Annotated in this window: 23 protein-coding genes and 1 pseudogene; 16 read left to right on the top strand and 8 right to left on the bottom strand. The window is 67.1% G+C overall.

The window, feature by feature from the left end; genetic code table 11:
• Positions 1-64: 64 nt before the first annotated feature.
• Positions 65-1,306, bottom strand: coding sequence for a D-amino acid dehydrogenase (locus NX784_RS25640; protein ID WP_258819515.1), 1,242 nt, complete (start codon positions 1,304-1,306; stop codon positions 65-67).
• 95 nt (positions 1,307-1,401) lie between these two features.
• Entirely contained in the window at positions 1,402-2,670 is a 1,269-nt protein-coding gene (locus NX784_RS25635; protein ID WP_258819514.1) for a serine hydrolase domain-containing protein, read from the bottom strand.
• A 177-nt stretch (positions 2,671-2,847) separates the two neighbouring features.
• On the opposite strand from NX784_RS25635, the gene murQ reads away from it, so the two are divergent.
• The 9 genes and pseudogenes from murQ (at position 2,848) to NX784_RS25590 (ending at position 12,198) form a co-directional block, all read left to right on the top strand.
• Positions 2,848-3,729, top strand: coding sequence for an N-acetylmuramic acid 6-phosphate etherase (gene murQ, locus NX784_RS25630; RefSeq protein ID WP_258819513.1), 882 nt, complete (start codon positions 2,848-2,850; stop codon positions 3,727-3,729).
• 49 nt (positions 3,730-3,778) lie between these two features.
• Positions 3,779-5,044 carry an MFS transporter gene (locus tag NX784_RS25625; protein ID WP_258819512.1) on the top strand — a complete coding sequence of 422 codons (1,266 nt, stop codon included), beginning with the start codon at positions 3,779-3,781 and terminating at the stop codon, positions 5,042-5,044.
• Entirely contained in the window at positions 5,041-6,183 is a 1,143-nt protein-coding gene (locus NX784_RS25620) for an acyltransferase family protein (RefSeq protein WP_258819511.1), read from the top strand. Before NX784_RS25625 ends, NX784_RS25620 begins: the two co-directional genes overlap by 4 nt.
• Before the next feature lie 9 nt (positions 6,184-6,192).
• A complete protein-coding gene (locus NX784_RS25615; RefSeq protein ID WP_258819510.1) occupies positions 6,193-7,785 on the top strand; it encodes a glycoside hydrolase family 10-like protein in 1,593 nt (530 codons plus the stop codon).
• Between the two features lie 73 nt (positions 7,786-7,858).
• Entirely contained in the window at positions 7,859-8,818 is a 960-nt protein-coding gene (locus NX784_RS25610; protein WP_258819509.1) for an N-acetylglucosamine kinase, read from the top strand.
• Positions 8,815-9,591 (top strand): annotated as a pseudogene (locus NX784_RS25605) (N-acetylmuramoyl-L-alanine amidase); the annotation flags it as partial. The gene NX784_RS25610 and the pseudogene NX784_RS25605, both read left to right, overlap by 4 nt.
• Positions 9,592-9,938: 347 nt before the next feature.
• Entirely contained in the window at positions 9,939-10,844 is a 906-nt protein-coding gene (locus tag NX784_RS25600; RefSeq protein WP_258819508.1) for a LysR family transcriptional regulator, read from the top strand.
• Positions 10,841-11,443 (top strand): M15 family metallopeptidase, encoded by a 603-nt coding sequence (locus NX784_RS25595; protein WP_258819507.1) that lies wholly within the window; start codon positions 10,841-10,843, stop codon positions 11,441-11,443. The genes NX784_RS25600 and NX784_RS25595 overlap by 4 nt, the downstream gene beginning before the upstream one ends.
• A 98-nt stretch (positions 11,444-11,541) precedes the next feature.
• Positions 11,542-12,198, top strand: a complete 657-nt coding sequence (locus tag NX784_RS25590; protein WP_258819506.1) for a hypothetical protein — start codon at positions 11,542-11,544, stop codon at positions 12,196-12,198.
• A gap of 52 nt (positions 12,199-12,250) precedes the next feature.
• On the opposite strand, the gene NX784_RS25585 is transcribed toward NX784_RS25590, so the two are convergent.
• The 3 genes from NX784_RS25585 to NX784_RS25575 all read right to left on the bottom strand — a co-directional run bounded on the left by NX784_RS25585 (position 12,251) and on the right by NX784_RS25575 (position 13,863).
• Entirely contained in the window at positions 12,251-12,571 is a 321-nt protein-coding gene (locus tag NX784_RS25585) for a hypothetical protein (protein WP_258819505.1), read from the bottom strand.
• A gap of 72 nt (positions 12,572-12,643) precedes the next feature.
• Entirely contained in the window at positions 12,644-13,285 is a 642-nt protein-coding gene (locus NX784_RS25580; protein WP_258819504.1) for an NrsF family protein, read from the bottom strand.
• Entirely contained in the window at positions 13,282-13,863 is a 582-nt protein-coding gene (locus NX784_RS25575; RefSeq protein ID WP_258819503.1) for a sigma-70 family RNA polymerase sigma factor, read from the bottom strand. Before NX784_RS25575 ends, NX784_RS25580 begins: the two co-directional genes overlap by 4 nt.
• 105 nt (positions 13,864-13,968) lie before the next feature.
• On the opposite strand from NX784_RS25575, the gene NX784_RS25570 reads away from it, so the two are divergent.
• From NX784_RS25570 to NX784_RS25555, 4 genes are all read left to right on the top strand, one after another.
• The gene (locus NX784_RS25570) at positions 13,969-14,124 is read left to right on the top strand and encodes a hypothetical protein (protein ID WP_258819502.1); all 156 of its coding nucleotides are present in this window, start codon (positions 13,969-13,971) and stop codon (positions 14,122-14,124) included.
• Complete coding sequence (locus NX784_RS25565) at positions 14,124-14,717, top strand: cytochrome b/b6 domain-containing protein (RefSeq protein WP_258819501.1); 594 nt, start codon at positions 14,124-14,126, stop codon at positions 14,715-14,717. Before NX784_RS25570 ends, NX784_RS25565 begins: the two co-directional genes overlap by 1 nt.
• A gap of 67 nt (positions 14,718-14,784) precedes the next feature.
• On the top strand, positions 14,785-15,516 hold the full coding sequence (locus NX784_RS25560) for a molybdopterin-dependent oxidoreductase (protein WP_370662976.1): 732 nt from the start codon (positions 14,785-14,787) through the stop codon (positions 15,514-15,516).
• Between the two features lie 50 nt (positions 15,517-15,566).
• Positions 15,567-15,857, top strand: a complete 291-nt coding sequence (locus NX784_RS25555; protein WP_258819499.1) for a pentapeptide MXKDX repeat protein — start codon at positions 15,567-15,569, stop codon at positions 15,855-15,857.
• Positions 15,858-15,937: 80 nt separating this feature from the next.
• On the opposite strand, the gene dacB is transcribed toward NX784_RS25555, so the two are convergent.
• Together dacB and NX784_RS25545 are read right to left on the bottom strand one after the other, a co-directional pair.
• Positions 15,938-17,485 carry a D-alanyl-D-alanine carboxypeptidase/D-alanyl-D-alanine endopeptidase gene (dacB, locus tag NX784_RS25550; RefSeq protein ID WP_258819498.1) on the bottom strand — a complete coding sequence of 516 codons (1,548 nt, stop codon included), beginning with the start codon at positions 17,483-17,485 and terminating at the stop codon, positions 15,938-15,940.
• Between the two features lie 37 nt (positions 17,486-17,522).
• Entirely contained in the window at positions 17,523-18,761 is a 1,239-nt protein-coding gene (locus NX784_RS25545; RefSeq protein ID WP_258819497.1) for a spore maturation protein, read from the bottom strand.
• A 228-nt stretch (positions 18,762-18,989) separates the two neighbouring features.
• On the opposite strand from NX784_RS25545, the gene NX784_RS25540 reads away from it, so the two are divergent.
• The 3 genes from NX784_RS25540 to NX784_RS25530 all read left to right on the top strand — a co-directional run bounded on the left by NX784_RS25540 (position 18,990) and on the right by NX784_RS25530 (position 24,862).
• Positions 18,990-20,798 carry an ABC transporter substrate-binding protein gene (locus NX784_RS25540; protein ID WP_370662974.1) on the top strand — a complete coding sequence of 603 codons (1,809 nt, stop codon included), beginning with the start codon at positions 18,990-18,992 and terminating at the stop codon, positions 20,796-20,798.
• Between the two features lie 180 nt (positions 20,799-20,978).
• Positions 20,979-23,720 carry a TonB-dependent receptor gene (locus NX784_RS25535; protein WP_258819496.1) on the top strand — a complete coding sequence of 914 codons (2,742 nt, stop codon included), beginning with the start codon at positions 20,979-20,981 and terminating at the stop codon, positions 23,718-23,720.
• A gap of 95 nt (positions 23,721-23,815) precedes the next feature.
• Positions 23,816-24,862: a S66 peptidase family protein gene (locus tag NX784_RS25530; protein ID WP_258819495.1), complete on the top strand. Its 1,047-nt coding sequence runs from the start codon at positions 23,816-23,818 to the stop codon at positions 24,860-24,862.
• A gap of 3 nt (positions 24,863-24,865) precedes the next feature.
• Here the strand turns inward: NX784_RS25530 and NX784_RS25525 are convergent, their stop codons facing one another.
• Positions 24,866-25,768: a LysR family transcriptional regulator gene (locus tag NX784_RS25525; RefSeq protein ID WP_258819494.1), complete on the bottom strand. Its 903-nt coding sequence runs from the start codon at positions 25,766-25,768 to the stop codon at positions 24,866-24,868.
• Positions 25,769-25,851 lie beyond the last annotated feature (83 nt).

The following is a 25,851-nucleotide window of genomic DNA, read 5'->3' as shown; positions in this document are numbered from 1 at the left end:
GAAACATTGTACAACTTGAAACGAATATGTCATCCGCAACATTTTAATGCGGAAAGGGCTCGCCTCACCCCAGCGTCAGCCCATCCAGCGCAAACGGCGGCGCCTTCCCGCGCATCAGGTCGGCCAGCAGGCTCGCCGTCCCGCAGGCGAACGTGAAGCCGAGCGGCCCGTGGCCCACGTTCAGCCACAGGTTCGCGTAGGGCGTCGCGCCGATGATGGGGGCGCTGTTCGGCGTCGCCGGGCGCAGGCCTGCCCATGGCGTGATGCGCGTGTAGTCGGCGGCGCGCGGCATCGCTTCCTTCACCTGGCGCGTGAGGCTGTCCAGGCGCTTCGGGTTCAGGCTCAGGTCTTCGCCGACCATGTCGACCATCGCCGCCACCCGCAGCTTGTCGCCGATGCGCGCGTACAGGACTTTCCGCTCGAAGTCGGTGACGCTGATCTCCGGCGCCACGTCGTCCTGGCGGATCGGGGCCGTCAGGCTGTAGCCCTTCAGCGGATAGATCGGCAGCGAGATACCGGCCGACTCGCCCAGCGCGCGGCTCTGCATGCCGGCGGCCAGCACGTACGCGTCGGCCGCGAGCGGACCGTCCGACGTCTGCAGCCCGATGACGCGCGCGCGGGACGTCACGAAGCGCTGCGCCTCGCCATGCACGAACCCGTCGAAACGGGGATGCGCGCCGATGCGGTCGGCCAGCGCGACGCAGAAGGCGTAGCAATCGGCGACGGCCTCGCCGCCGTTGTAGATGCCGCCCGCGAGCTTGTCTTCGAGCGCGGCCAGCGCGGGCTCGCGCGCGACGCATTCTGCCGCGCTCCACACCTGGCGCGTGCCGGCCGTGTCGGGTTTGGCCGTCGCCGCGTCGAATGCGGTGCGCGTGCGATAGACGACGAGCTTGCCCGCGTCGCGCCATTCAAACGCGTCCAGCGGGACGGCCGGTGCGAGCGCCGCCATCGCGCGGCGTGACAGCTCGCCCAGCTCCAGCAGTTTATTGGTCGTCTTGCGGTTCAGGTCGGCGCGGCAGTTGGCGAGGAAGGCGGCGAGCCAGCGCCATTGGTGCGGATCGAGTTGCGGCCGGAAACGCAGCGGACCGTGTTCCTGGAACAGCCACGTCAACGCCTTCAGCGGCACGCCCGCATCGGCCAGCGGCGACACGTAGCGGTAGCTCAGCTGCCCGCCATTGCTGTAGCTCGTGCCCGTGCCGACGCCCGGCGCGCGTTCCAGCAGCGTGACCCGGTAGCCGGCCTCGAGCAGCCACCACGCCGAGGTCAGGCCGACCACGCCGCCGCCGATGACGATTACTTGTTGCATCCGTGCCCGCTCTTGATCATAACCATGCAGCGAAGCTTAAGGGGCCGGCCCTGCGCTCGGCCAATGAATGTAGAGCGGCCGGGCATAACCCGTGTTCATGTTACGGCGTGTTCGTACAACGCCGTCAGGATGCGCTCCTGGAAGCGCGCCAGCGGCGAGTACCGTCCCTTGTTGGCGGGCGCGAACGGATCCGTCGAGGTGCCGCCCACCAGCGCGATCATGCCGTTCTTCCGTTGCCGGTCGAGCACGAACACGGACATCAGCCCGTACGCGTCGCCGAGGTGCCCGACCGCGGCGAAGCCGCCACCTTCCACGAGGCGCGTGCCCGGTTCGTCCGGGAATTGCTCGTTGCCGAGGCCCCAGCAGTGGAACAGGCCGTCCGACGTGTCGCCGTTGCGGCCGTCGTAAGTCCATTGTCGGCTGAACATCAGGTCCAACGTCGCGGGCTTCAGCAGCCGCGGGCCGAGACCCATCAGCATGCGCATCACGACGCCCATGTCGCACGCGCTGATGCGCAGGCCGCCCGTCGGGCTGAACGGCGTGGCGTTCGTGCCGACGACATAGCGCTCGATCGCAGGCGGCGCCTTGACGCTGTAGTCGTCGGCCTGGGCGATCCAGGGGCCGGCCGGGTCCCACACTTCCGTGTCCACGGTGCGCTTGCGGTACAACGTGGCCAGGTTCGCGAGCGCCGCCGGCGGCAGCTCCGCCGGCAGGTAGCCGGCCCGCAGACCCAGCGGCTCGATGAGGAGGCGCCGCATCAGGCGGTCGAAGCGTTCGCCCGTGATTCTTTCCATCACGGTGCCGATCACGCCCCAGCCGAGGTTGCAGTACGTGAAAAACGCGCCGGGGCCGGCGTTCGTTGCGTACATCTTGGCATCGATCACATCTTTCAAAGCAACGTCCGCGCCCCACGAATAGCCGGCATCGTCGCGCAAGGACGACGTGTGCGTGAGCAGGTGGCGCAACGTGATCGCCTGGTCGGGGAAATGCGGATTGCGCAAGATGAAGCCGAGGTAGTCGGACACGTCGGCGTCGAGTGCAGCCTTGCCATCCTCGACGAGGCGCAGCAGGCCCAGCGTCGTCATCAGCTTGGAGACCGACGCGATGCGGAACAGCGTGCCGGGGGTTACGGGCTTGTCCGGCAAGCCGTCGTGGCCGATGAAGCGGCGGCCGAACTGGCCGGCATAGCTGGTCCGGCCGGCGCGGATCGCCAGCACGGACAGGCTCGCCAGCTCGCAGGCCGGATCGGCGGCGATGGCGCGCAGTTCCGCATCCAGCGCGGCCGTGCGCCGGCGTGACGGCGTCGCCAGCAGCGGCCCGGTGGCGCCCAGCAAGGCTATCGCCAGCAGATTGCGTCGGTTCATCGTCATCCTTCGCGTCGTCGATATGCAGGCGAGAATACGGACTCGGCGGTTGCCGCGCAAATGCATGGATGTCAACCCCGCATAACTTTTCGGAATGACAACGGCCGATCCTTTCATGACAGGCCCGGCGGCATTGGTATTACACTGGTCAGGCCCGCCGACTCGAACAACAACGTGATGCTGAACACCGAAACCCCCGCCCCAGAACACGCGTCCCTCGATCAATATCCCACGGCCGAGCTGGTGAACGTGCTCGTCGACGACCAGTTCAACGCGGTCCTCGCCGTGCGCGCGGCCGCGTCCCGCATCGCCGCGGCGGTCGCCGCCGCGCTGCCGCGGATGGAGCAGGGCGGACGCCTCGTGTACGTGGGCGCCGGCACGTCGGGCCGGCTCGGTGTGCTGGACAGCGTCGAACTGTATCCGACGTTCTCCTGGCCGCACGAGCGCGCCGTGGCGCTGCTGGCCGGCGGCACGGACGCGATGTTCGTCGCCGTCGAAGGCGCCGAGGACGATGCGGAACAGGGCGCGGCGGACGTCCGCGGCGCGCACGTGGGCGCGAACGACGTCGTGCTCGCGATCGCCGCGTCGGGCGCGACGCCGTACGTGCTGGGTGCCCTGCGCGCCGCGCGCGCGGCCGGGGCGCTGACGATCGGCTTCGCCAACAACCCGGACGCGCCCGTCGCGAACGAGGCCGAGATCGGCATCACCCTGGACACGGGCCCGGAAGCCATCTCCGGCAGCACCCGGCTGAAAGCGGGCACGTCGCAGAAGATCGCGCTGAACACATTTTCAAGCGCATTGATGGTGCGTCTGAACAAGGTTTATGGCAACCTGATGGTAGACTTGAAGGCGACCAACGCCAAGCTGGTCCGCCGCGCCATCCACCTGACGTCGTTCGCGACGGGGGCGGGCGAAGAGGCGGCCGAGGCGGTGCTGGCGCAGTGCGACTTCCACGTCAAGGTCGCGATCGTGGCCTTGTCCAAGAACATCCCTGTCGAGCAGGCGCGCGCCCTGCTGGAGAGCGCGCGCGGCAGCGTGCGCGCCGCCCTGGCCGGCTGACGCGGCCCGGGCCCTCCCGCAACGCCGCCGGGCCCGACGACGAAAGAACATGCAGACTACGCAATCCAAGACCCCGTGGCTGTGGGTGCCATCGTTGTATTTCGGCCAGGCGCTGCCCTACATCGTCGCCAACTACCTGTCCGTCGTCATGTACAAGGACATGGGGCTGTCCAACGGCGACATCGCCTTCTACACGAGCCTCCTGTACCTGCCGTGGGTGATCAAGCCGCTGTGGTCGCCCATCGTCGACCTGGTCGGCACGAAGCGGGGCTGGACCGTGTCGCTGCAGCTCGTGCTGGCCGCGTCGCTCGGCGCCGTCGGTGCCACGTTGCACCTGCCGTCGTTCTTCATGGTCAGCCTGGGCGTCATGTGGATCATGGCGTTCGCGTCCGCCACGCACGACATCGCCGCCGACGGCTTCTACATGCTGGGCCTGCGCCAGCAGCAGCAGTCCGCGTTCGTCGGCGTGCGCTCGACCTTCTATCGCCTCGCCACCCTGGCCGCGCAAGGACCGCTCGTGATCGCGGCCGGCCACCTGTCGACGTCGCTGGGCGACGTGCACCAGGCCTGGGCCATCGTGTTCTTCGTGCTGTGCGCGCTGTTCTTCGCGTTCTTCGCGTGGCACCAGTTCGTGCTGCCGCGTCCCGACGCCGACCACAAGGCGGTGGAGGGCACGAATCCCGTCGCCAGTTTCTTTGCCACGTTCGGCAGCTTCTTCCGCAAGCGCGACATCTGGCTGATCCTCGGTTTCATCCTGACGTTCCGCCTGGGCGAGGCGCAGCTGCTGAAACTCGTGGCGCCATTCCTCAAGGACCCCGTCAGCGCGGGCGGCCTGGGCCTCTCGACCGAGCAATACGGCACCGCGTACGGCACCATCGGCATCATCGCGCTGACCATCGGCGGCCTCATCGGCGGCTGGCTGATCTCGCGCGTGGGCCTCAAGCGCTGCCTGTGGCTGATGGTGTTCGCCGTGCACCTGCCGGACCTCGTGTTCGTGTACCTGTCGTCCGTGCAGCCGCAGAGCATGGGCGTGATCTCGGGCTTCATCGCCATCGAGCAGTTCGGCTACGGCTTCGGCTTCACCGCGATGATGATGTACATGATCATGGTCGCGGACGGGCCGTACAAGACGGCGCACTACGCGATCTGCACGGGCCTGATGGCGCTGGGGATGATGGTGCCGGGCATGTGGAGCGGCAAGCTGCAGGAGATGATCGGCTACCAGCATTTCTTCGTCTGGACGTTCCTGTCGACGATCCCCGCGTTCGCGATGGCGGCGCTGGTCAAGATCGATCCGGACTTCGGGAAGAAGTGAGCACGCCCGCGGCCCGCCTCGTCTCGCTGGATGCCTTCCGCGGTTTTACCATTGCCGCGATGGTGTTGGTGAACAATCCGGGCGATTGGGGCCATTTGTACGGGCCGCTGGAACACGCGAAGTGGAACGGCTGGACGTTCACCGACTGCATCTTCCCCTTTTTCTTGTTCATCGCCGGCGTGGCGATGGCCTTGTCGCTGGGGCGCCTCGCCGCGGCCGGCGCCGACAAACCGCGGCTGCTGGCCAAGCTCGCGAAGCGGGCGATGCTGATCTTCCTGATCGGCTTCCTGCTGAACTTCATGCCGTATTTTCATCTCGACAAAGTGCGCATTCCCGGCGTGCTGCAGCGGATCGCGCTGTGCACCTTGCTGGCCGCTCCGATCGTCGTGTACTGCGGCTGGCGCATGCAGCTGGTCGTGATCGCGGCGTTGCTCACGTTGTACAGCGTGCTGATGCTGTGCGTGCCCGTGCCGGGCATCGGCGCCGGCGTGCTGGAACCCGGGCGGGACTTCGGCGCATGGGTCGACCGCACGCTGCTGGGCAAGCATTTGTGGGTGCAATCGAAGACGTGGGACCCGGAAGGCCTCGTGTCGACGTTGCCCGCGCTGTGCAGCCAGCTGTTTGGCGTGCTGGCCGGACGGTGGCTCGCATCCAGCGTCGACCGGGGCCGGCAAGTGGCGGGATTGATCGTCGCCGGCGTCGCGTGCGTCGCGGTGGGCATGTTTCTCGATATCATCCTCATGCCGATCAATAAAAGCCTGTGGACGCCGTCGTACTGCTTCCTGATGACGGGCCTCGCATGCCTGGCATTTGCCGCGTTTTACTGGCCGCTCGACGTCAGCCCGTCTTTACGCGTACGGTCGATTGCGGCGTGCTGGACACGTCCTTTCGTCATCTACGGCATGAACGCACTGTTCATCTTTGCGTTTTCCGGATTTATCGCGAAAATGCTGGGCTATGTAAAATTCGCGCAGCCGGACGGCAGCCTGCGCACGCTGGGCCAGACGTTGTATGCACCGATCGCCGCGTTGCCGCTCGGTGCCGTCAATACGTCGCTGCTGCATGCCGTGTTGTTCGATGCGTGCATGTTCCTCATCGCGTGGGGCATGTGGCGCAAGAAGTGGTTCGTAAAAGTCTAGGAGTTGGTGTTGCAACCTGATCAGAAACGACGCGCGTTCGCGTTCGCGGGAGTCGCCGGTGCGCTGGCGGCGGGCGGCCTCATGTCGGGCTGCAGCTCGACGCCGCCGCTGGTGACGAATGTCCCGGCCGGCGACCAGCCGCCACCGGCGCCGCGCGAATTCCGCGCCGCGTGGGTGTCGACCGTCGCCAACATCGACTGGCCCAGCAAGCCGAATCTGCCGGCCGAGAAGCAGCAAGCGGAAGCCATCGCCATCCTCGACCGCGCCAAGTCGCTGAACCTGAACGCGATCGTGCTGCAAGTGCGCCCCGCCGCGGACGCGATCTACCCGTCAAAGCTGGAACCATGGTCGGAATACCTGACGGGCGCGCAGGGCCAGCCGCCGCAGCCGTGGTACGACCCGCTGAAATTCTGGGTCACGCAGGCGCACGCGCGCGGGCTCGAGCTGCACGCGTGGTTCAACCCGTACCGCGCCCGCCACAACGGCGCCAAGTCGCCGGCCGCCGCGAACCACATCACGCGCACGAATCCGGCGGCCGTCAAAAGCTACGGCAAATACCTGTGGATGGACCCGGGCGAGGATGCCGCCGTCAAGCAGACGCTGGACGTCGTGCTGGACGTCGTGCGTCGCTACGACATCGACGGCGTCCACATCGACGATTATTTTTATCCGTACCCGATCGAGGCCCCCGTCATGACGGGCGCGGAAGGCGCGGCGCTGGAAGGCCGCACCGCAAAGACTGAGCTGGATTTCCCCGACGACGCCTCGTGGCAGCGCTACGTCGCGGGCGGCGGACGGCTCGACCGCGCATCGTGGCGGCGCCAGAACGTCAACCGGCTGATCGAGGCGCTGTACGAAGGCATCCACCGCGAAAAGAGCTGGGTGCGCTTCGGCATCAGCCCGTTCGGCCTGGGCCGCCCGGACCGCCGCCCGGCCGGCATCGTCGGTTTTTCACAGTACGACAAGCTGTACGCGGACGCCGAGACGTGGCTGCAGAACGGCTGGCTCGACTACTTTTCGCCGCAGCTGTACTGGGGCATCCGCCAGCCGGGCCAGGCTTACGACGTGCTGCTCGATTACTGGCTGACGCAGAACCCGAAGTCCCGCCACGTGTGGCCGGGCCTGTTCACGAGCCGCATCGGCGCGCCGACGAAGGACTTTCCGCCGCAGGAAATCATCGACCAGATCGATCACACGCGCGCGCGTCCGCACGCGGGCGGCCACGTCCACTTCAGCATGGCCGCGCTGATGGAAAACCGCAAGGGCATCAGCGACCAGCTGCGCACCGTCTCCTACGCCGTCCCGGCGCTGGTGCCGGCCACGCCGTGGCTCGGCAACGAAACGCCCGGCGTGCCGACCGTCACCGCCGTGCGCAAGGGTGCGTCCGTGTCGTTGAAGTTGGCAGCCGGCAAGGCGAATGCGACGTACGCGATCTGGGCGCGTTTCGGCAACCAGTGGCGCTTCGCCGTCGCGCCCGCGTCGCGCGTGGACTGCGCCGTGCCGGACGATGCGAAGCTCGGTGCGGCCGATGCCATCGTCGTCAGCGCCGTCGACCGCCTGGGCAACGAAAGCGCCCGCGTGGAAGCGTGGCGCAAGGCATAACCTGTGGTCATGCATTGCATGTCAGCATTCATTCGCCCAAGGCCGGCCTGACGGCGTACACTGGCGGATGATCATGATCGATTCGCAACCCGAACCTGAACCGCAGAGCCCGCAACCCGCCGGGCTGGGCCTCGGCATCGACGCCGGCGGCACCGAAACGCGCTGGGCCCTCGCGGCGCCCGGCGGCGCCATCGTCGCGGAAGGCCGCGTCGCGGGCCTGTCCGCCCTGCAGATGGGTACGCCGCAAGGCCGGGATGCCGTCCGCGCCACCTTCGCGCAACTGGCCGTCGACGCGCTCGTGCACGGCGTGCCGGGCCGCGTGCACGCCGGCCTGACGGGCTTCGGCGGCGACAGCGAACTGCTGCAGCGCTGGCTCGCGGAAGACCTGCACGTCGACCCCGCACACATCCAGTTTTGCAGCGACATGGAAATCGCCTACCGCGCCGCGTTCGAACCGGGCCAGGGCTATCTCGTGTACGCGGGCACGGGCTCCATCGGTGCGTTCGTCGACGCGGACGGCCAGTTCCACCGCGCGGGCGGGCGCGGCGTCGTGCTGGACGACGGCGGCGGCGGCTTCTGGATCGCGAAGGAAGCGCTGCGCCACGTCTGGCGCAACGAGGACGAACGTCCGGGCAGCTGGCGGTCGTCGCCGATGGCGCGCGCCGTGCTCGACTACGTCGGCGGTGACGACTGGGCGTATTCGCGCCAGTTCATCTACGGCCAGGAACGGGGCGCCGTCGGCAAGCTGGCCCTCGCCGTGGCCGCGACGGCGGACCGCGACCCCGTCGCGGCAGGCATCCTGCGCGCGACCGGGCGCGAGCTGGCACGCCTCGCGCTCGCGCTGACGCGGCGCTTCGGGCCGCGCCCCGTGGCCGTGTCGGGACGCGCGGCCGAGCTGCATCCCGTCATCGTCGACACGATGCGGGCCAGCCTGCCCGGCATCGCCCTCACGCACGCACCGGGCCAGGCCCATCACGCGGCGGCGCGCATGGCGCTCGCTTCCGACCCACTTCACACCACGACACCGACATGAAAATCTTCGTCGCGACCCTGTTCCTCGCCCTGCTGGCCGGCTGCGCCACGCCGCCGCCCAGCGGACCGCAATACGACCACACGTACACGGCGAAAGGCCAGAGCAGCCGTGCGCGCTTCCTCGTGCTGCACTACACCGTCAGCAACCGCGCGGATTCCATCAAGATCCTCACGCAGCAGGAAGTCAGCGCGCACTACCTCGTGACGGACGATCCCGTCCCCGTCATCTACAACCTCGTCGACGAGAAGAACGCGGCCTGGCATGCGGGCAATTCGAGCTGGAAGAATTTCACGCAGCTGAACAACAGCTCGATCGGCATCGAGATCGTCAACCCGGGCTATACGGACACGCCGAACGGCCGCGTCTACGCGCCGTTCCCGCAGTCGCAGATCGACGCGCTGATCCCGCTCGTGCGCGACATCGTCACGCGCCACCACATCGCGCCGGAAAACGTGCTGGGCCACTCCGACATCGCGCCCCTGCGCAAGCAGGACCCGGGCCCCATGTTCCCGTGGCGCCAGCTCGCGGCCGCCGGCCTCGTCGCGTGGCCGGACGCCAACCGCGTCGCGAACATCGTGCCGATCTTCCAGATTCAACTGCCGGACGTCGCGTGGTACCAGAAGAAGCTGGCGACGTGGGGCTATGCGATCGTCCAGTCGGGCGTGCTCGACGAGCAGACGCGCACCGTGCTGTCGGCGTTCCAGATGAAATATCGCCCGGCGAATATCGACGGCCAGCCGGACGTCGAGACGGCCGCACTGCTGGAAGCGCTGACGAATCCGAGCGGTCCGTTGCCGCAGCCGCTGCCGGCGCCTGTGACGACGTCGCCTGTCTTCATTCCGGGCGCCCCTTTGCCGCCTCAGCCGCCGCAGCCTCCGGTGCCGCCGCAGCCGCCGGTACCGCCGCAGCCACCGGTGCCACCGCAGCCACCGCAGCCGCCGGTGCCACCGCAGGCGCCGATGGCACCGCAGGCACCGATGGCACCGCAGGCACCGATGGCACCGCAGGCACCGATGGCACCGCAGCCGCCGGTTCAGGATGCCGTTCCTGCGGCACCGCCCGTGCCGGTCCAGCAGTAAGGCGTTTGCCGCGGCACTCTTTGCGTACCAGGGATTGAACGATGCGTCTGCGCCATATCGAAGTGTTCCACGCCATCATGCAGGTCGGCACGATCAGCGGCGCCGCCCAGGTGCTGCACATCTCGCAGCCGGCCGTGACGAAAGTGCTGCAGCACGCTGAACTGCAATTGGGGATGCCGCTGTTCGAGCGCGTGCGCGGCAAGCTGTATCCGAAGCCGGAAGCGCATCGCCTGTTCGCCGAGACGGAAAAGCTGAACCGCGACCTGCAAGGCATCCGCCGCCTCGCCGCGAGCCTGAAGAATCGCGCGGAAGAAACCGTGCGGCTGATCTCCACGCCGACCATCGCCGTCTCCGTGCTGCCGGCCGCGCTGACCGTGTGGCGGCGCGACTTCGCGCAGACACGCTGCGAGCTGGCCACGTTCCACACGAGCGAGATCGTGAACGCGCTGCGCCTCGGCGAGGCCGACCTCGCGCTGTCGCTGCAGGACCCGCGCCATCCGGGCATCGAGGCGGAGCCTATCGCACAGGGCGCGCTGACGGTGATGGCGCCGGCCGGCACATGGACCGAACAGGAGTGCGCGCAGCCGATCACGCCGGCTGGCCTCAGCGGTGAATTGATCGGCCTGGCCGACCGCGACCCGCTGGGCGAAATGGTGCTGGCCGCGTGCGAAGCGCAGGACGTACACCCCGTGTTCCACACCGTCGTGCAGACGTACCAGATCGCCCGCTCGCTCGTCGAGGCGGGTGCGGGCTCGGCCGTGCTCGACCCGTTCACGGCCGCGTCCGCCGCGCCGGGCAAGGTGCAGTGCCGGTCGTGGGCACCGACGATCCCCGTCCAGCTGTACCTGCTGACGGCCAGCCACGCGCCGCTGTCGCACGGCGCGCGCGAGCTGGCCAATTGCATCGGCGCGACGGCGCGCCACCTGCTGGAAAAGGGATGTGCATGAGTACCATCGAGGGCATCGCCGGCGATCCCGCGTTCCGCCATCTCTCGACCATCGGCGGCATCGCCGTCGACCTGCGTTACGCGACTCCGGACAACTTCGTCGGCCGCGACCTGTATTCGCCGTACGACTGCGCCTGGCTGCACCGTGATGCGGCCGCGGCGCTGGAAAGCGTCGTCGCGTGGCTGAAGACGGCGCGTCCCGACTGCACTGCGCTCGTGCTCGACGCCTTGCGTCCGCAGCGCGTGCAGCAGCAGTTGTGGGACGCGCTGGCCGGCACCGACCTGCAGATGTATCTCGCGAATCCGCAGCGCGGCTCGATCCACTCGTTCGGGATGGCGCTGGACATCACCTTGCTCGACGCCGACGGCCGCGAACTCGATATGGGGACGGGCTTCGACGACATGACGGAGCTGTCGCACCCGGCGCTGGAAGCGCGCTTCCTCGCGAGCGGCGAACTTACGGCGCTCCAGGCCGCCAACCGTCAACTGCTGCGCGATGCCATGTTTCAGGCGGGCTTTGTCGGCATTAACACTGAGTGGTGGCACTTCGATTGTGGTGACCGCAACATCGTACGCCAGACGTTCAGCCGCGTGCTCTGAGTTCACCGCCGCGCCACCGCGCACGGTTGACCGACCTCATTCTCTCGTCTTCCTCCACCGCGACAATCGGTCCACCGACTTATGCGAAGGAGATGAAGATGAAGCGCCTGTTGCGGTCCCGTTTCATGCTGCTCGTGCTGACCCTGCTGGCCGGCTGCAGCGCCGGAAGCGGCAGCCGGTTCGCCGCGCACGACACGACCGTCGAGTACTACCGCGTGTTCGACATCCGGACCGATGCGGCACCACAAGCCGTCGCCACGGCCGCCACCGACGGCATCATCCGCAACGTGAAGGACGTCGTGGTCGCGACGCCGCCCGGCGTGGAAGCGACGCCCTTGCCGGGCCACTTCCGGATGGCCGACCCGGCGACCGGCGCACCCGGCACCGCCGCGGGCCGAAACCCCACGTGCGAAGGCGCCGCCTGGACGGCGAGCGCCGCGCCGCACGTGCGCGGCAGCGACAACATGAACATGGTCGCGTGCCTGTTCCCGTACAAGGACGGCTACCACCTCGACATGTACGCCATCTTCACGAAGCCGGAAGGCGGCTGGCTGTCCTGGCCGCGCCAGGTGGGCGGCATGATGATGGGCACACCGGAAAAATTCACCGAGACCACGATGCTGGACATCGTGCGCGCGATCCGCACGAGCACGCGCGCGCAGGTGTCGCTCGTGGAAGCGAAGCCGAATCTGGCGGGCACGCCGTGGCTGGAAGGGGGCGATGTGCCGGTCGGCACGCAGGCCAGCAAGCCGTAGGGCTTACTGCCGCGCGAGCTGTGACAGCGGGTGCCGCAAGCGCGCGGGACAATCAGGCATACGTGTCGATGCGGTTGCCAAGTGGCGACATCGTCGACGCCACTGCCACGGCCTGGTTCTCGTCCGCCGGTGCCGCGCGGCCCTCGCCATTCGACGTGCCGGCGATCGTCCGTTTCACCTCATCGATCTTGGCGCTGATGGCGGCGATATCGGCCTTGCCCTCCGGCGTCTTGGCCGATGCGCAATTCACGCAATCCGACAGCTGCTTCTCGTAACGATCGAGCTTGGCGCGCAGGCCGACGGACGACGTCGCGTCGGGTACGTAGGTGCCGGTCCGGCCGCTCGCGCCGCTGAAAGAGACTGCTTGTGGCATGGTTCATTCTCCAATTCGCATGGCGTCCATCGAACACGTCGGCGAGGTCGGGCGCTCCGTGCGGCCCGCTTCTCACCAGGACAATACTTTCGGGCCGATCAGCGCGCCGACCAGCGTCATCGCCGCGATGCCCAGGACGTACCACACGCCCACGAAGGCGGGGCTCATTTCGGGACAATGCAAGCAATACACCATCGCCGCCGTCGCTCCCGAAGCCAGGCCCGCTGCGGCGCCTGCCGTGCGCAAGCGCGTCGGCGCGCGCCGCTTCATGGCGACGAGCGCAGCGACGAACACGGGTACGGCCAGCACGACGATCAATATCGTGCATACGCGCCACGTCTGCCCCCATATCAATTCGGCGCGGGCCTCGGGCGGCGCCTGCCACAGCACCCACGCCGCCAAGCCCCACAAGACGACGAACGGGAGCCCGACCATCGGCGCCAGCCCGCCGAGCTTCGTGCCCGGCGCAGACACCTTCCGCACGGCCAGCGCGCCCACGACGCTCAGGACCAGGGCGAAGCAGAACTTGATCCAGAACGCCGGCAACAGCAGCGCGCGTCCGATGTCGTGGCGTGTCCCGAGCAGCAACTGCATCAGCAGCACGCACGCCGCCAGGCCGACCAGGGCCGGCACCAGGAAGCGGCGCCACCGATGCGCGTCGACCCGTACGTCGGGGCCGCGCGCCAGCATGTCGATCAGATCCTCCGTCTTCATATCCATTCCTTCATTTTCGCGGCCAGGCCCTTGAGGCCGCGGTGCACGGATACCTTGACGTCCGCTTCCGACACCGCCATCGCGCCGGCCGCCTCGCGCACCGACATGCCTTCGATCTTGGTCAGCACGATCGCGGCGCGCTGCTTGTCGGGCAGGGCGTCCAGTAATCGGGTCAGGTCGCGACGTACGATACCCGATTCAGGATCCGGGCCGTTCCAGACAAGATCGTCCGTGTCGTCCAGCGGGTCGTGCAGCGCCTCGTGGCGCGCATGGCGGCGCAGCCAGTCGATCAGCTTGTAGCGCGCGATCGCATGCATCCACGCCGTCAGAGGCACGCCCGTATCGTAGCTCTCCCGCTGGTTGTGCAGCGCCAGCAGGCATTCCTGGACAAGGTCTTCGACATCGTCCGGCCAGCGCTGCAGGCGCCGGCGCAGGTAGGCACGCAACAGCACGGCGGCACCGGCCAGGTAGCCGCGGTAGGCGTCCGCGTCGCCGTCGCAGCCGCGCACGAACAACTGGTGCAGGCGCGACTCCGTCGCTTGCGCGCTCGATTCTCCAGTAATTCGTCGGATCGGCATGATTGGTGACAGCGTCGAGAAAAAATATTTTTTGTTGTACGGCCTGTAACCGGATGCGCGGGTGGCGCGAATTACACCACGTCACCCACCAACGAGAGAGCTGCCATGTCCGCACATCGTCTGTTTATTGCCTGCGCCGGCGCTGTCCTTGCGGCCGTCCTGCCCGCGCCGGCATCGTATGCCGCATCGGTCCGCGAAGTCAACAGCAGCCCTGCGACCGCGGCCCCGGTCGAACTCCATACCGGCGAGGGGGTACGGTGATGGACGTCCACGACATCATCCATCCGGCCTGGCTGCGCATCGTCCATTGGCTGAACGCGGCCGCCGTGGTCGTGCTGGTGACCAGCGGCTGGCGCATCTACGACGCCACCGGCTTCCTCGGCTTCGCGATTCCGGCCGCCTGGACACTGGGCGGATGGCTCGGCGGCGCGCTGGCCTGGCATTTCGCCGCGATGTGGCTGCTGGTCGCCAACGGCATTGTTTACTTGGCCATCAATCTCGTTTCCGGACGGCTGCGCCGCCAGTTCCTGCCCATTCCGCCACGCCAGGTGCTGCGCGACCTCGCCGCCGCGTTGCGCGGACGGCTATCGCATGCGGACCCACGCCATTACAACAGCGTGCAGCGGCTGGCCTACGTGTTCGTGATGGTGGACATCACCCTGCTGGTGTTGTCCGGCCTCGTGCTGTGGAAGTCGGTCCAGTTTCCGCTGCTGCGCACCCTGCTCGGCGGCTATGAGGGCGCACGCCGCGTCCACTTTTTTTGTATGGCCGGCCTGTGCGGTTTCGTCGTCGTGCACGTCGTGATGGTCGCCCTGGTGCCGCGCACCCTGGTCGCCATGCTGCGCGGCCGCTGACCCTGAGGACATCGACATGACACCGATCCGACCCCGCGATATCGTCATCCCCGAGGATGGCGCCGCCATGCTGGCCGACGCCATCAAGCGCGTCGCACAACCGTCGCGCCGTGCTTTTTTGCAGCGCACCTTGACCCTCGGCGGCCTCGGCCTGCTGACCGGGTGCACGCCGACCAGCCAGGAAAACATCGAGCGCGCCCTGGCCGCGGTCTCGCGTTTCAACGACCGTGCCCAGGCCTTCCTGTTCGACCCGACGCGCCTCGCGCCGACCTACCCGGACAGCATGATCACACGCCCCTTTCCGTTCAACGCGTATTACGGCGAAGACGAGGTGCGCGTCGTCGACGGCGACGCGTGGCGTCTTGAACTGTCCGGCCTGATCGCCGACCGCAAGCCCTGGACCCTGGAGGCATTGCGCGCCTTGCCCCAGCAGTCCCAGGTCACGCGCCACATCTGCGTGGAAGGCTGGAGCGCCATCGGCAAATGGGGCGGCGTACCTTTCTCACATTTCTTGCGGCGCGTCGGCGCGGACCTCAGCGCCAAGTACGTGGGCTTCAAGTGCGCAGACGACTATTTCACCAGCATCGACATGGCCACCGCACTGCATCCGCAAACGCTCATGGCGCTGACCTACGACGGCCGGACCCTGCCGCCGCGCTATGGCTATCCGATGAAGCTGCGCATGCCCACCAAGCTGGGCTACAAGAATCCGAAGCATATCCAGGCCATCTTCGTGACCAATACCTACCCGGGCGGTTACTGGGAAGACCAGGGTTATAACTGGTTTGGCGGCAGTTGAGCGCCCGACCCTCCCCGCAGCACGCATTCACCCACCTGAAAGGATTTACCATGAAAGCATTCGCCACCACCCTGATCGCCGCCTGCCTGCTGTCGGGCGCCGCCTACGCACAGGACAGCATGAAGAAGGACGACATGAGCCACGACGCCATGGCCAAGGACGCGATGAAAAAGCCCGCCATGAAGAAGGACGCAATGGGCAAGGACGCCATGAAGAAAGACGAGATGGCCAAGGACGGCATGCACAAGGACGGCATGCACAAGGGCGATGCCAAGAAGTCCGCGATGGACAAGGACGCGATGAAGAAGGACGGCATGGCCAAGGACACGATGGGCCATTGAGTGTGCACGCATGCCCGGCGACGCCGTGCCGGGCATGCCTCGGGCGCTGCTCGACCTGTTCGGGCGGCGTGCCGGTATCGTTACGGCCTGGCGGAGCCGTCCACCCTACCGGTCGGCGTCGTCCCATCCAGCCGCGCCACCCAATCGACGAGCGCATCGAGTATCGCCCGCCCGCGGCCGTTACCGACCCGGTCGCTGTTGACCATCGCCACCAGCACGCACAGCCGTCCGTCCGCATCCGGCACATAGCCCGCCAGCGCGACGACGTCCGACATCGTGCCGGTCTTCAGTCGCGCGCGGCCGGCGGCGGGGCTGTCGGCCAGGCGGCGGCGCATCGTGCCGTCCACGGCCGCGATCGGCATGCTGGCCTGGAATTCCGGCGCCCAATTGCTGCGCAGGCCGGCTTGCAGCAGGCCGCCCATCTGGATCGGCGTGACGCGCTCGATGCGTGACAGGCCCGAGCCGTTTTCCAGCACGAGGCCGGTGTCGTCGACGCCGTGCGCGCGCAGCCACGCGCGCACGACCGCCTCGCTGCGCGCGAGCGTCGCGACGGTGCCGCCGGCCGTGTCCGGCTGCGGATGGGTGCCCAGTACGGGATCGGGCTCGAGCGCACCCAGGCTCAGGAACAGCATGCGCGCCAGGGTGTTGTCGGAGGGCTTGTTGACGTCGCGGACGATCTCCGGCAGCGGGCGCGACACGTGCTCGGCCAGCAGGCGCGCGTCCGGCGGCGTCGGGCCTTCGACGGCCGTGCCGGCGAGGGTGCCGCCCAGCGACTTCCAGACGCGGCGCACGAGGCGGGAAACATATTCCTGGCGGTCGATCACGTTGATCGAATCGCTGGCCACGCAGTTCTTCGGGAAGGTCCCGTGCAGCACGACCTTCAGGCCACCGTTCGGGCGCGGCACGACGTCCGGCCTCTGCCAGCCGTCTTCCCATTTTCCACAGTCGGCCTCGATGAGCTTCATGTCCGATTCGACCGTCACGCCGTCGAGCTCGGGCTGCATCGCGACGCGCACGCGCGTGGCCGGCTTGCCGTCCGGGCCCGGCGTCGAACGCAAGTCCAGCTGCAGCATGTTGCGGTTGACGAAGACGGCGTCCGGGATCACGTTGTAATAGGCGTCCGGCCATTCGTCGAACGGCGGCACGCCGATGTCGGCGCGGGCCGGGTTGAACAGCCGGCGGTCGACGACGAGGTTGCCGGCGATCGTGCGGATGCCCTGGTAGCGCAGGCTGCGCAGCATCGTCGTCAATGTTTCGGTGGACAGGTCGACGTCCGCGCCGCCGCGCAGCACGAGGTCGCCGTGCAGCACGCCGTTCTTCAGCTCGCCTGTCGTGCGCAGTTCCGTGCGGCTGCGGAATACGGGGCCGAGCCGCTCGAGGGCGATCAGCGTCGTGATGAGCTTCATCGTCGAGGCCGGATGCATGGGACGGTCCGCCAGGTGGGACAGCACGGTCTTGTCGCCGCGCAGCACGAGCGCGCTGACGGCATCCTCGGGAATCGCGGCAGCGCGCAGTGCGTCCAGCACGGGTAGCGGCAGCGCCGGGGCAGCCTGCAGCTGCGCCGCAGCCGGATTGCACACGCCCAGCAGCGCGGCGGCAAGAAGGGAAAGCGCGTGACGACGAAGCATGCTTGTCCTTGAGTCGAAAAATGCGTCGAAAAAGCGGTTAGCCGAAGAACACGTAGGCCACGGCGATCGCGGCGACGATGCCCGCGAGGTCGGCGATCAGGCCGCAGGAAATCGCATAGCGCGTCTTGCGCACGCCGACCGAGCCGAAATACAGCGCGACGATGTAGAACGTCGTGTCGGCCGAGCCCTGGAAGATGCACGCGAGCCGGCCGACGAACGAGTCCACGCCGTACGTCTTCATGGCGTCGATCATCAGCGCGCGCGAGCCGCTGCCGGACAGCGGCTTCATCAGCGCGGTGGGCAGCGCGGGCGTGAACGCCGTGTCGATGCCCACCGCCCGGATGACCCATTCCAGGCCCTGCACGACGAACCCGAGCACGCCCGCGTTGCGGATCACGGAGATGGCGACGAGCATGCCGACGAGGTAGGGGATGATCGTGAGCGACGTCTGGATGCCGCCCTTCGCGCCTTCGATGAACGCCTCGTACACGTTCACGCGCTTGCGCAGGGCGGCGAGGATGAACGCGACGATGATGGAAAACAGGATCAGGTTGCTCGCGACCTTGGAGACGGTCTCGATCTCCGGCTTCGTGAGGTAATGTGTGAAATACCAGATCAGCCCGGCGATCGCGGCCGTCATGCCGCCCAGCCAGCCCAGCACGACGCCGTTCAAGAGGTTGATGCGCTGGCGGATCGCCACGGCGATGATGCCGGCGACCGTGGCGACATAGGTCGCGATCATGCAGGGGATAAAGATGTCGGACGGATCCTTCGCGCCGAGGATCGCGCGTTGCGCCATGATCGCGAGCGGGATCAACGTGAGTCCCGACGTGTGCAGCACGAGGAACATGATCTGCGCGTTGCTGGCCGTGTCCTTGTCCGGGTTCAGCGTCTGCAGGCTTTCCATCGCCTTCAGGCCGAACGGCGTCGCCGCGTTGTCCAGGCCCAGCAGGTTGGCGGAAAAATTCATCACCATGTGGCCGGTGGCCGGATGGTCGGGCGGGACGTCCGGGAAGATGCGCGAAAAGAAGGGCGCGATGAGTTTCGCCAGCCAGCCGACGACGCCGGCCCGCTCGCCCACGTTCATCAGGCCGAGCCACAAGGTCATCACGCCGGCCAGCGGCAGGGCGATGTCCATCACGCCCATCTTGGCGGCGTCGAACGTGCCGTCGATGATGCGCTTGAAAATCTCGGTATCCCCGAGAAAGATCCATTGGGCCAGAGCCGCAATAAAGCCGACGAGGAAGAAGCCGGTCCAGATGTAATTTAACGCCATGGTGTCGTAGGTTCGGGCGACCGCGCCCGAGCTCGATTGTGCAGCGGAGAGTATAGGCGCTGAGCAAGCTGCGCTGATGAAAGATTGGGCTGGGGATATGTAAAAAAGTTATGCACGAGGGCGAATCATGATGTTCTGCTATCGCTTCGGCCTGTTGCGCCCGACGCGATCGTGTTGCCTGCCTCTAACGCCTCGGCCTATGATACGCAACGCTTCCAGGACCCCGCCATGCCCACACGCCGCTCCCTCCTCGCCGCCCTGTTGCTCGCCGCGCTTGCCCCGTTCGCCGCCGCGCAAGGGGACGGCAGTCCGCCCAAGGTCTTGCACATGTATCTGTCGACGAGCGAGACGGGCCTCGACCCGGCCGTCGCGTCGAATATCGAGACCTTGTCGCTGCTGGAAAACCTGTTCGACCCGCTGCTGCGCTACGACTACCTGGCGCGGCCCGTCAAACTGCAGGGCAATGGCGCGAAGGATTTACCGGAGATCTCGGCCGACGGCCTCACGTACACGTTCCACCTCCGGCCCGGCATGCATTTCACGCCGGACCCCGCGTTCAAGGGCCCACCGCGCGAGGTGACGGCGGCCGACTACGTCTACAGTCTCCAGCGCCTGTACGATCCCACGCTGAAATCGCCGTGGTCGTTCATGTTCGAGGGCAAATTGCTGGGCGACTCTGCCTGGATGAATCACTTCAGCTACGCGACGGCCATTCCGGGCCTGCAAGCCCTCGACCGCTACACCTTGCGCATCCGCCTCGCCGAGCCGGACAACAATTTCCTGTTCTACCTGGCCACGCCGGCCACGGGTGTCGTCGCGCGCGAGGTGATCGAGGCGTATCCGGACCAGGCCGGCAATCACCCCGTCGGCACGGGACCGTTCATGGTGGGCGAGTGGAAGCACAGCGACCGCATCGTCCTCGTCGCCAATCCTGCCTCGACGGCCGTGTTCCACTCCAGCGTGATGGCCGACCCGGCCGCAGACCAGGCCGACCGCGCCATCGCGCGCGCGCTCGAAGGGCAGAAGCTGCCGCGTGTGGACAAGGTCGAAGTCAAGATCGCGGAGGAATTCCAGGCCCGCGTGCTGGGCTTTCTGAACGGCGAATACGATTACCTGGAGCAGGTGCCGGAATCGATGACGGACCTCGTCATCACGAACGGCAAGCTGAAACCGGAGCTGGCCGCGCGCGGCATGCAGCTGTACCGCTTCCCCGTGCTGCAGACCTACTACATGTGGATGAACATGGACGACCCCGTGGTGGGCGGGTACACGAAGGCGAAGGTGGCGCTGCGGCGTGCGATTTCCCTCAGTTACAACAGCGCCGAAGACATCGCCCTGCTGAAACGAGGATTCGCCATCAAGGCCGAGTCGCCGCTGCCGCCGGGCGTGCTCGGCTACGACCCGAACTACCGCAGCCCCGTCCCGTACGACCCGGCCCTCGCGAACGCGCTGCTGGACCGCTTCGGCTACGACAAGCGCGACCCGGACGGATTTCGACGCATGCCCAAGCCGGGTGGCGGCACCGAGCCGCTCACTTTGCAGATGAGCAGCGAAGCGACGGTCAGCGGCCGCCTGCGCGACGAACTGTGGCGCAAATGCCTGAATGCCATCGGTCTGCGCGTCGTGTTCAAGTCTGATAAAAAAACGGAGATCATCAAGGCGTCGCGCCTCGGCAAGGTGCAGATGTTCGAAAATAACTGGATCGCCGACTTCCCCGACGGCGATAACTTCTACCAGCTGCTGTACGGCCCGAACGCGGGCCGCGCCAACTATGCGCGCTTCAACCTGCCGGCCTATAACGAGCGCTACGAGAAGGCGCACGCGCTGAAAGACGGACCGGCGCGCCAGAAGCTGTACTTCGAGATGAACCAGCTGATCCACGCCTACAACCCGTGGGTGCCGCTGACGAACGTGTTGTCCGCGGATATCCGGCAACCGTGGCTCAAAAACTACAAACGGCACCCCGTCGAATTCACCCAATGGCGTTATCTGGACGTCGATGTTGCGGAAAGAGCACGTGCGGCAAGAGGACAGTGATAGTTTTTGCTAGATTAACTAAGCGAAACATTCCTTGTAGTTATACGCAGCGCCGGAATTTTCATTGGCTCGGCGCGCGCGAGTGCGCTTACCTTTCATATGAACATAACGATAAGCACCATGCCATCGTCACCGTACGCATCGAAGGAGAGACACGTGAAGTTAAAGAAGTTAGCGTCCATGATCGCCCTGATCGGCGTCGCCGCACCGGCTTTTGCCCAGCAGGCCGAGGCGGGCAAGCCGATTCCACGCGTCGAGATCACGGGTTCCAGCATCAAGCGCATCGCCACCGAAGGCGCGCTGCCGGTGCAGACGATCACGCTCGACCAGCTGGACAAGCAGGGCATCACGAACGCCGAACAGCTGATGCGCCTGATTTCGGCGAACGGCACGGGTGCCGACAATATGACTTCAGGTAATAACGTGTTCGGCGCCGATGCCGACCGCGTCAGCGGCGGCGGCTCGTTCGCGTCGCTGCGCGGCCTGGGGCCGACGGGCACGCTCGTCCTGATCAACGGCCGCCGCATTTCGGGCTACGGCCTGTCGGGCAAGGCGGTCGACCTGAACACGATCCCGCTGGCGGCCGTCGCCCGCGTCGAGGTGCTGAAGGATGGCGCGTCGGCGATCTACGGCACCGATGCCGTCGGCGGCGTCATCAACTTCATCCTCAAGACGGATTTCGAAGGCGTGCAGGCGAACGCCACCGGCAACTGGACGCAGCACGGCGGCGGCGCCACGCGCCGGCTGCAGGTCGTGGCCGGCTTCGGCAACCTGGACACCGACCGCTTCAACATGATGGTCGCCGTCGGCTACGACAAGAACGACGAACTCGATTCGCACCAGCGCTCGTTCGCGAACGGTTACCAGCCGGCGCGCGGCCTGTCGCCGGATACGACCGGCACCCCCGTCGCCAACCAGCTGACGGGCGCGGGCACGGCGCTCGGGTCGAACTTCCAGATGCCGGGCGATCCGAACAAATACCTGCAGGCGGGTCTCCTCTCCCTGCAGGGCAAGTGCGACAGCGTGCCGGGCATGAACCAGTACGCCACCGCGCTGTGGAAGGACGTGACGTCGCCGCTGCGCACGACGTTTTCCTGCGCCTACGACTACGGCGGTGACTACGTGATGCAGCTGCCGACGGAGCGCACGAACGGCGTCGGCCGCGCCACGTTCCAGATCACGCCGGAGCACCGCGTGTTTGCGGAAGCCGTCGCCGCGCACACGAACACGCTGGCGATCCTCACGCCGACGCAGATTTCCACGTCGCTCGCGCGAGGCAACGCGTATCCGGTGGGCGGCCCGTACTACCAGGACCTGTCGCCGTACATCGCCTCGTTCGACAAGACGAAACCGATCATCTACAAATGGCGCGCCTGGCCGCTGGGTAACCGCACGCAGGCCTACACGACGGACACGGTGCGCCTGATGACGGGTGCGGAAGGCACGCTCGCCGGCAAGTGGGACTACAAGATCGACCTGTCGCACAGCGAGAGCCACACGACGACGGACCTCGTCAATGGCTATGCGTACACGAACGCGCTGTACCAGGTGCTGGGCAGCGGCGTCGTGAACCCGTTCGCCGCGCCGTCGCAAGGCCAGAGCGCGGCCGCGATGCAGGCGCTGGAAGCGACCAAGTTCTACGGCCGCCTCCAGCACGGCAAGACGACGCTCACGCAGTTCAACGCGTCCGTCTCGGGCGAGATCTGGCAGCTGCCGGCCGGCCCGCTGCAGGGTGCGATCGGCACCGACCTGCGCCGCGAAGGCTACGGCTTCGCGCAGAACGTCGACGCCACGCAGATCCTGCTGGCGCCGGGCAATGCGAACCAGGACACCGTCAACCGCAACATCAAGGCCATCTACACGGAGCTCGTCGTCCCGGTCATGAAGAACCTGGAACTGCAGCTCGCGTTGCGCCGCGACGACTACAGCGTGATCGGCGCGACGACGAATCCGAAGATCGCCTTCAGCTACCGCCCGACGAACTGGCTGATGCTGCGCGGCTCGGCGAATAAAGGCTTCCTGGCGCCGAGCTTCGCCCAGCTGTATTCGGGTCGCCTGGACGAGGAATTGCCGAACGGCGTGTCGGACCCCGTCGGCTGCGCGACGCACCCGGGCGACCCGCGCTTCTGCGCCATCGAGCGCCTGCGCTACTTCAGCGGCGGCAATCCGGGCCTGCGTCCGGAGACGTCGAAGCAGGGCACCTTGGGCTTCATCGTCGAGCCGAGCGCGAACTTCTCGGCGTCCGTGGACTACTGGGCGATCAACGTCAAGGACCGCATCCTGAACCGCACGCCGCAAGTCGTGCTGGCCAACGAGCAGTATTTGTCGCAGTACGTGATCCGCAACCCGGCCGACGGCACCATCAGCTACGTCAACGCAGGCTGGATCAACGCGGCGGGCCTCAAGACGCGCGGCGCCGACGTCGGCCTGCGCGGCCGCGGCAACCTGCCGGACGGCTGGCGCTGGAACGCGACCCTCGACGGCACCTGGACCCAGAGCTACAAGTTCGCCGAGTTCGAAGGCCAGCCGTACGTCGAATACGTCGGCAACTTCTACACGCGCGACCTGTACCTGCGCTGGAAGCACAACGCCACCGTGAGCGTCGCGAAGGGACCGTGGAGCTTCCTGCTCAGTAACCTGTACCGCGACGGCTACAAGGACGAGCTGCCGAACGGCGGCGTCGGCACGCCGCCGGCCGGCTTCAAGCCGCGCGTGTCCAGCTACACGACGTGGGGCCTGTCGACGACGTACACGGGCCTGAAGGACACGACGATCACCGTCGGCATCCAGAACCTGTTCGACCGCGACCCGCCGTTCACGGCGCACAACGTGGACGAGGTCGTGGGCGCCGGCTGGGATCCGCGCGTGGCCGATCCGCGCGGCCGCTCGCTGAGTTTCGACATCAAATACCGCTTCTTCTAACCGGTAACGCCGGTATCCTTGGCATTACCTGCGGCCCGCGACCCTGGAAGCCACAAGCTTCCGCGGCGCGGGCCGTTTTACTTGACGACCTCTCCATGAACGGCAGCAGACGCAGGTTCAATGCGACGATGGCGGCGGCGCTGCTGCTGCCGCTCGCGCCTGCGCGTGCGCGTCACGCATCCACCATGACACCATTGATCAAACCTCCGCGCCTGCGCCGCGGCGACGTCGTCGGCCTCGTCGCGCCGGGCGGCTACACGAGCGACGCCTCCATCGAGAAGGCCGTGCAGCACATCGAGGCGCTGGGTTTCCGCGTCAAGCTCGGCACCTATCTGCGCGACGTGTGGGGCAACTACGGCGGCACCGTCGCCGCGCGCATCGCCGACCTGCATGCGATGTTCCGCGACCCCGACGTCAACGCCATCTGGGCGATCCGCGGCGGCTCCGGCTGCATCTCGCTGCTGCGGCACCTGGACTATCGTCTGATCCGCACGCACCCCAAGATCCTGCTCGGTTATTCCGACATCACGGCGCTGCACCTCGCCATCCACCGCCACGCGGGGCTCGTGACGTTCCACGGTCCCGTCGCATCGAGCACGCCGTCGGACTATTCGACGGAACACCTGCTCGCGGTGCTGATGGAGCCGAGGGATGCGTACACGATCCCGATGTCGATCGAGAACGACCGGCGCGCGCTGGACGAACCCTGGTACGCCACGCGCACCGTGCACGACGGCGTGGCCGAGGGCCCGCTCATCGGCGGGAACCTGTCGCTCGTGAGCGCGCTGGCGGGCACGCCGTACGCGGCCGATTTCACGGGCGGTATCCTGTTCATCGAGGAAGTGAACGAGGAGCCGTACCGCATCGACCGCTGGATGACGCAGCTCGACCTGGCCGTCGGCTTGGACAAGGCGGCCGGGGTCATGGTGGGCATCTGCGAGAACTGCGGACCGCAGGGCGACGGCCCGTCGCTGACCTTGGACGAGACCTTGGACGTGCATTTGCAGCCGCTGCGCGTGCCCGCCGTGACGGGCTATTCGTTCGGGCATATCCGCAACCAGTTCACGCTGCCCGTCGGCGTGCGTGCGCGCCTGGACACGGAAGCGCGTACGGTGACCTTGCTGGAGCCGGGCGTGAGCTGACGCCTACCAGCGCCACGCGGCCTGCAGCCGCTCCTTCACATAGCCCACGAACAAGCGCACGCGCGGCGCCAGGTTCTTCTGGTGCGGATACACGGCATGCAGCGGCGCGGCCGCCATCGCGTGGTGCGGCAGCACGCGCACGAGGCGGCCCGCGTCGAGGTCGTCACCCACGTCCCAGATCGATTTCAGCGCGATGCCGCTGCCGGCCAGCGCCAGCTGCTGCGCGGCGCCGCCGTCGTTCGTGACGAAGGCGGCGTCCACGCGCACGGGCGCGGTCTCGGCGCCATCGAATACCCAGTCCGAGCGGCGCTGGTCGCCGATCACGATGCAGCGGTGGCCCGCCAGTTCGGCCGGCGTGCGCGGTTCACCGTGGCGCTGCAGGTAGGCCGGAGACGCGCACAGCACGCGGTAGTTCGGCGCGAGTGCGCGCGCGACGAGCGAGGAATCGGCCAGCGCGCCGTAGCGCACGCCGAGGTCGTGGCCGCCGTCCAGCAGGTCGACGACAGTGTCCGTCAGCGCCAGCTGGATCGTCACCTGCGGGTGCAGTTCCTGGAACGCGGCCGCGATGGGCGCGAGCCAGCGCCGCCCCAGCTCCCCCGGCGCCGTGATGCGCAGCAGCCCGTGCACACCGTCGCGACGTTGCGCGAGCAGGGCCTCGGCCTGTTCGACTTCGTCCAGGATGCGCAGCACGCGCGCGTGGAACAGGTGGCCTTCTTCCGTCAACGTCTGGCGCCGCGTCGTCCGCTGCAGCAGGCGCGTGCCGAGGTGCGCTTCCAGCAGCGATAGACGCTTGCTGACGACGGACACGGGCACGTCGAGCTCCCGCGCCGCGGCGGACAGGCTGCCGGCGGCAACGATCCGGGCGAACGCCACGAGGGCAGGGAAGTGGTGGGTGAGCGTATCCATCTTGCGCTTTTCGGAAACAATGATTTCGTATTTTGCCGCTATTTTTCGTGCAGTGTGAAATCTATGATGGACGCGTCGAAACA

The organism is Massilia pinisoli (genome assembly GCF_024753285.1).
Lineage (GTDB): Bacteria > Pseudomonadota > Gammaproteobacteria > Burkholderiales > Burkholderiaceae_D > Telluria > Telluria pinisoli.
Note: the sequence above shows the minus strand (reverse complement) of the source record. Positions and strands in the feature narration are given on the sequence as shown.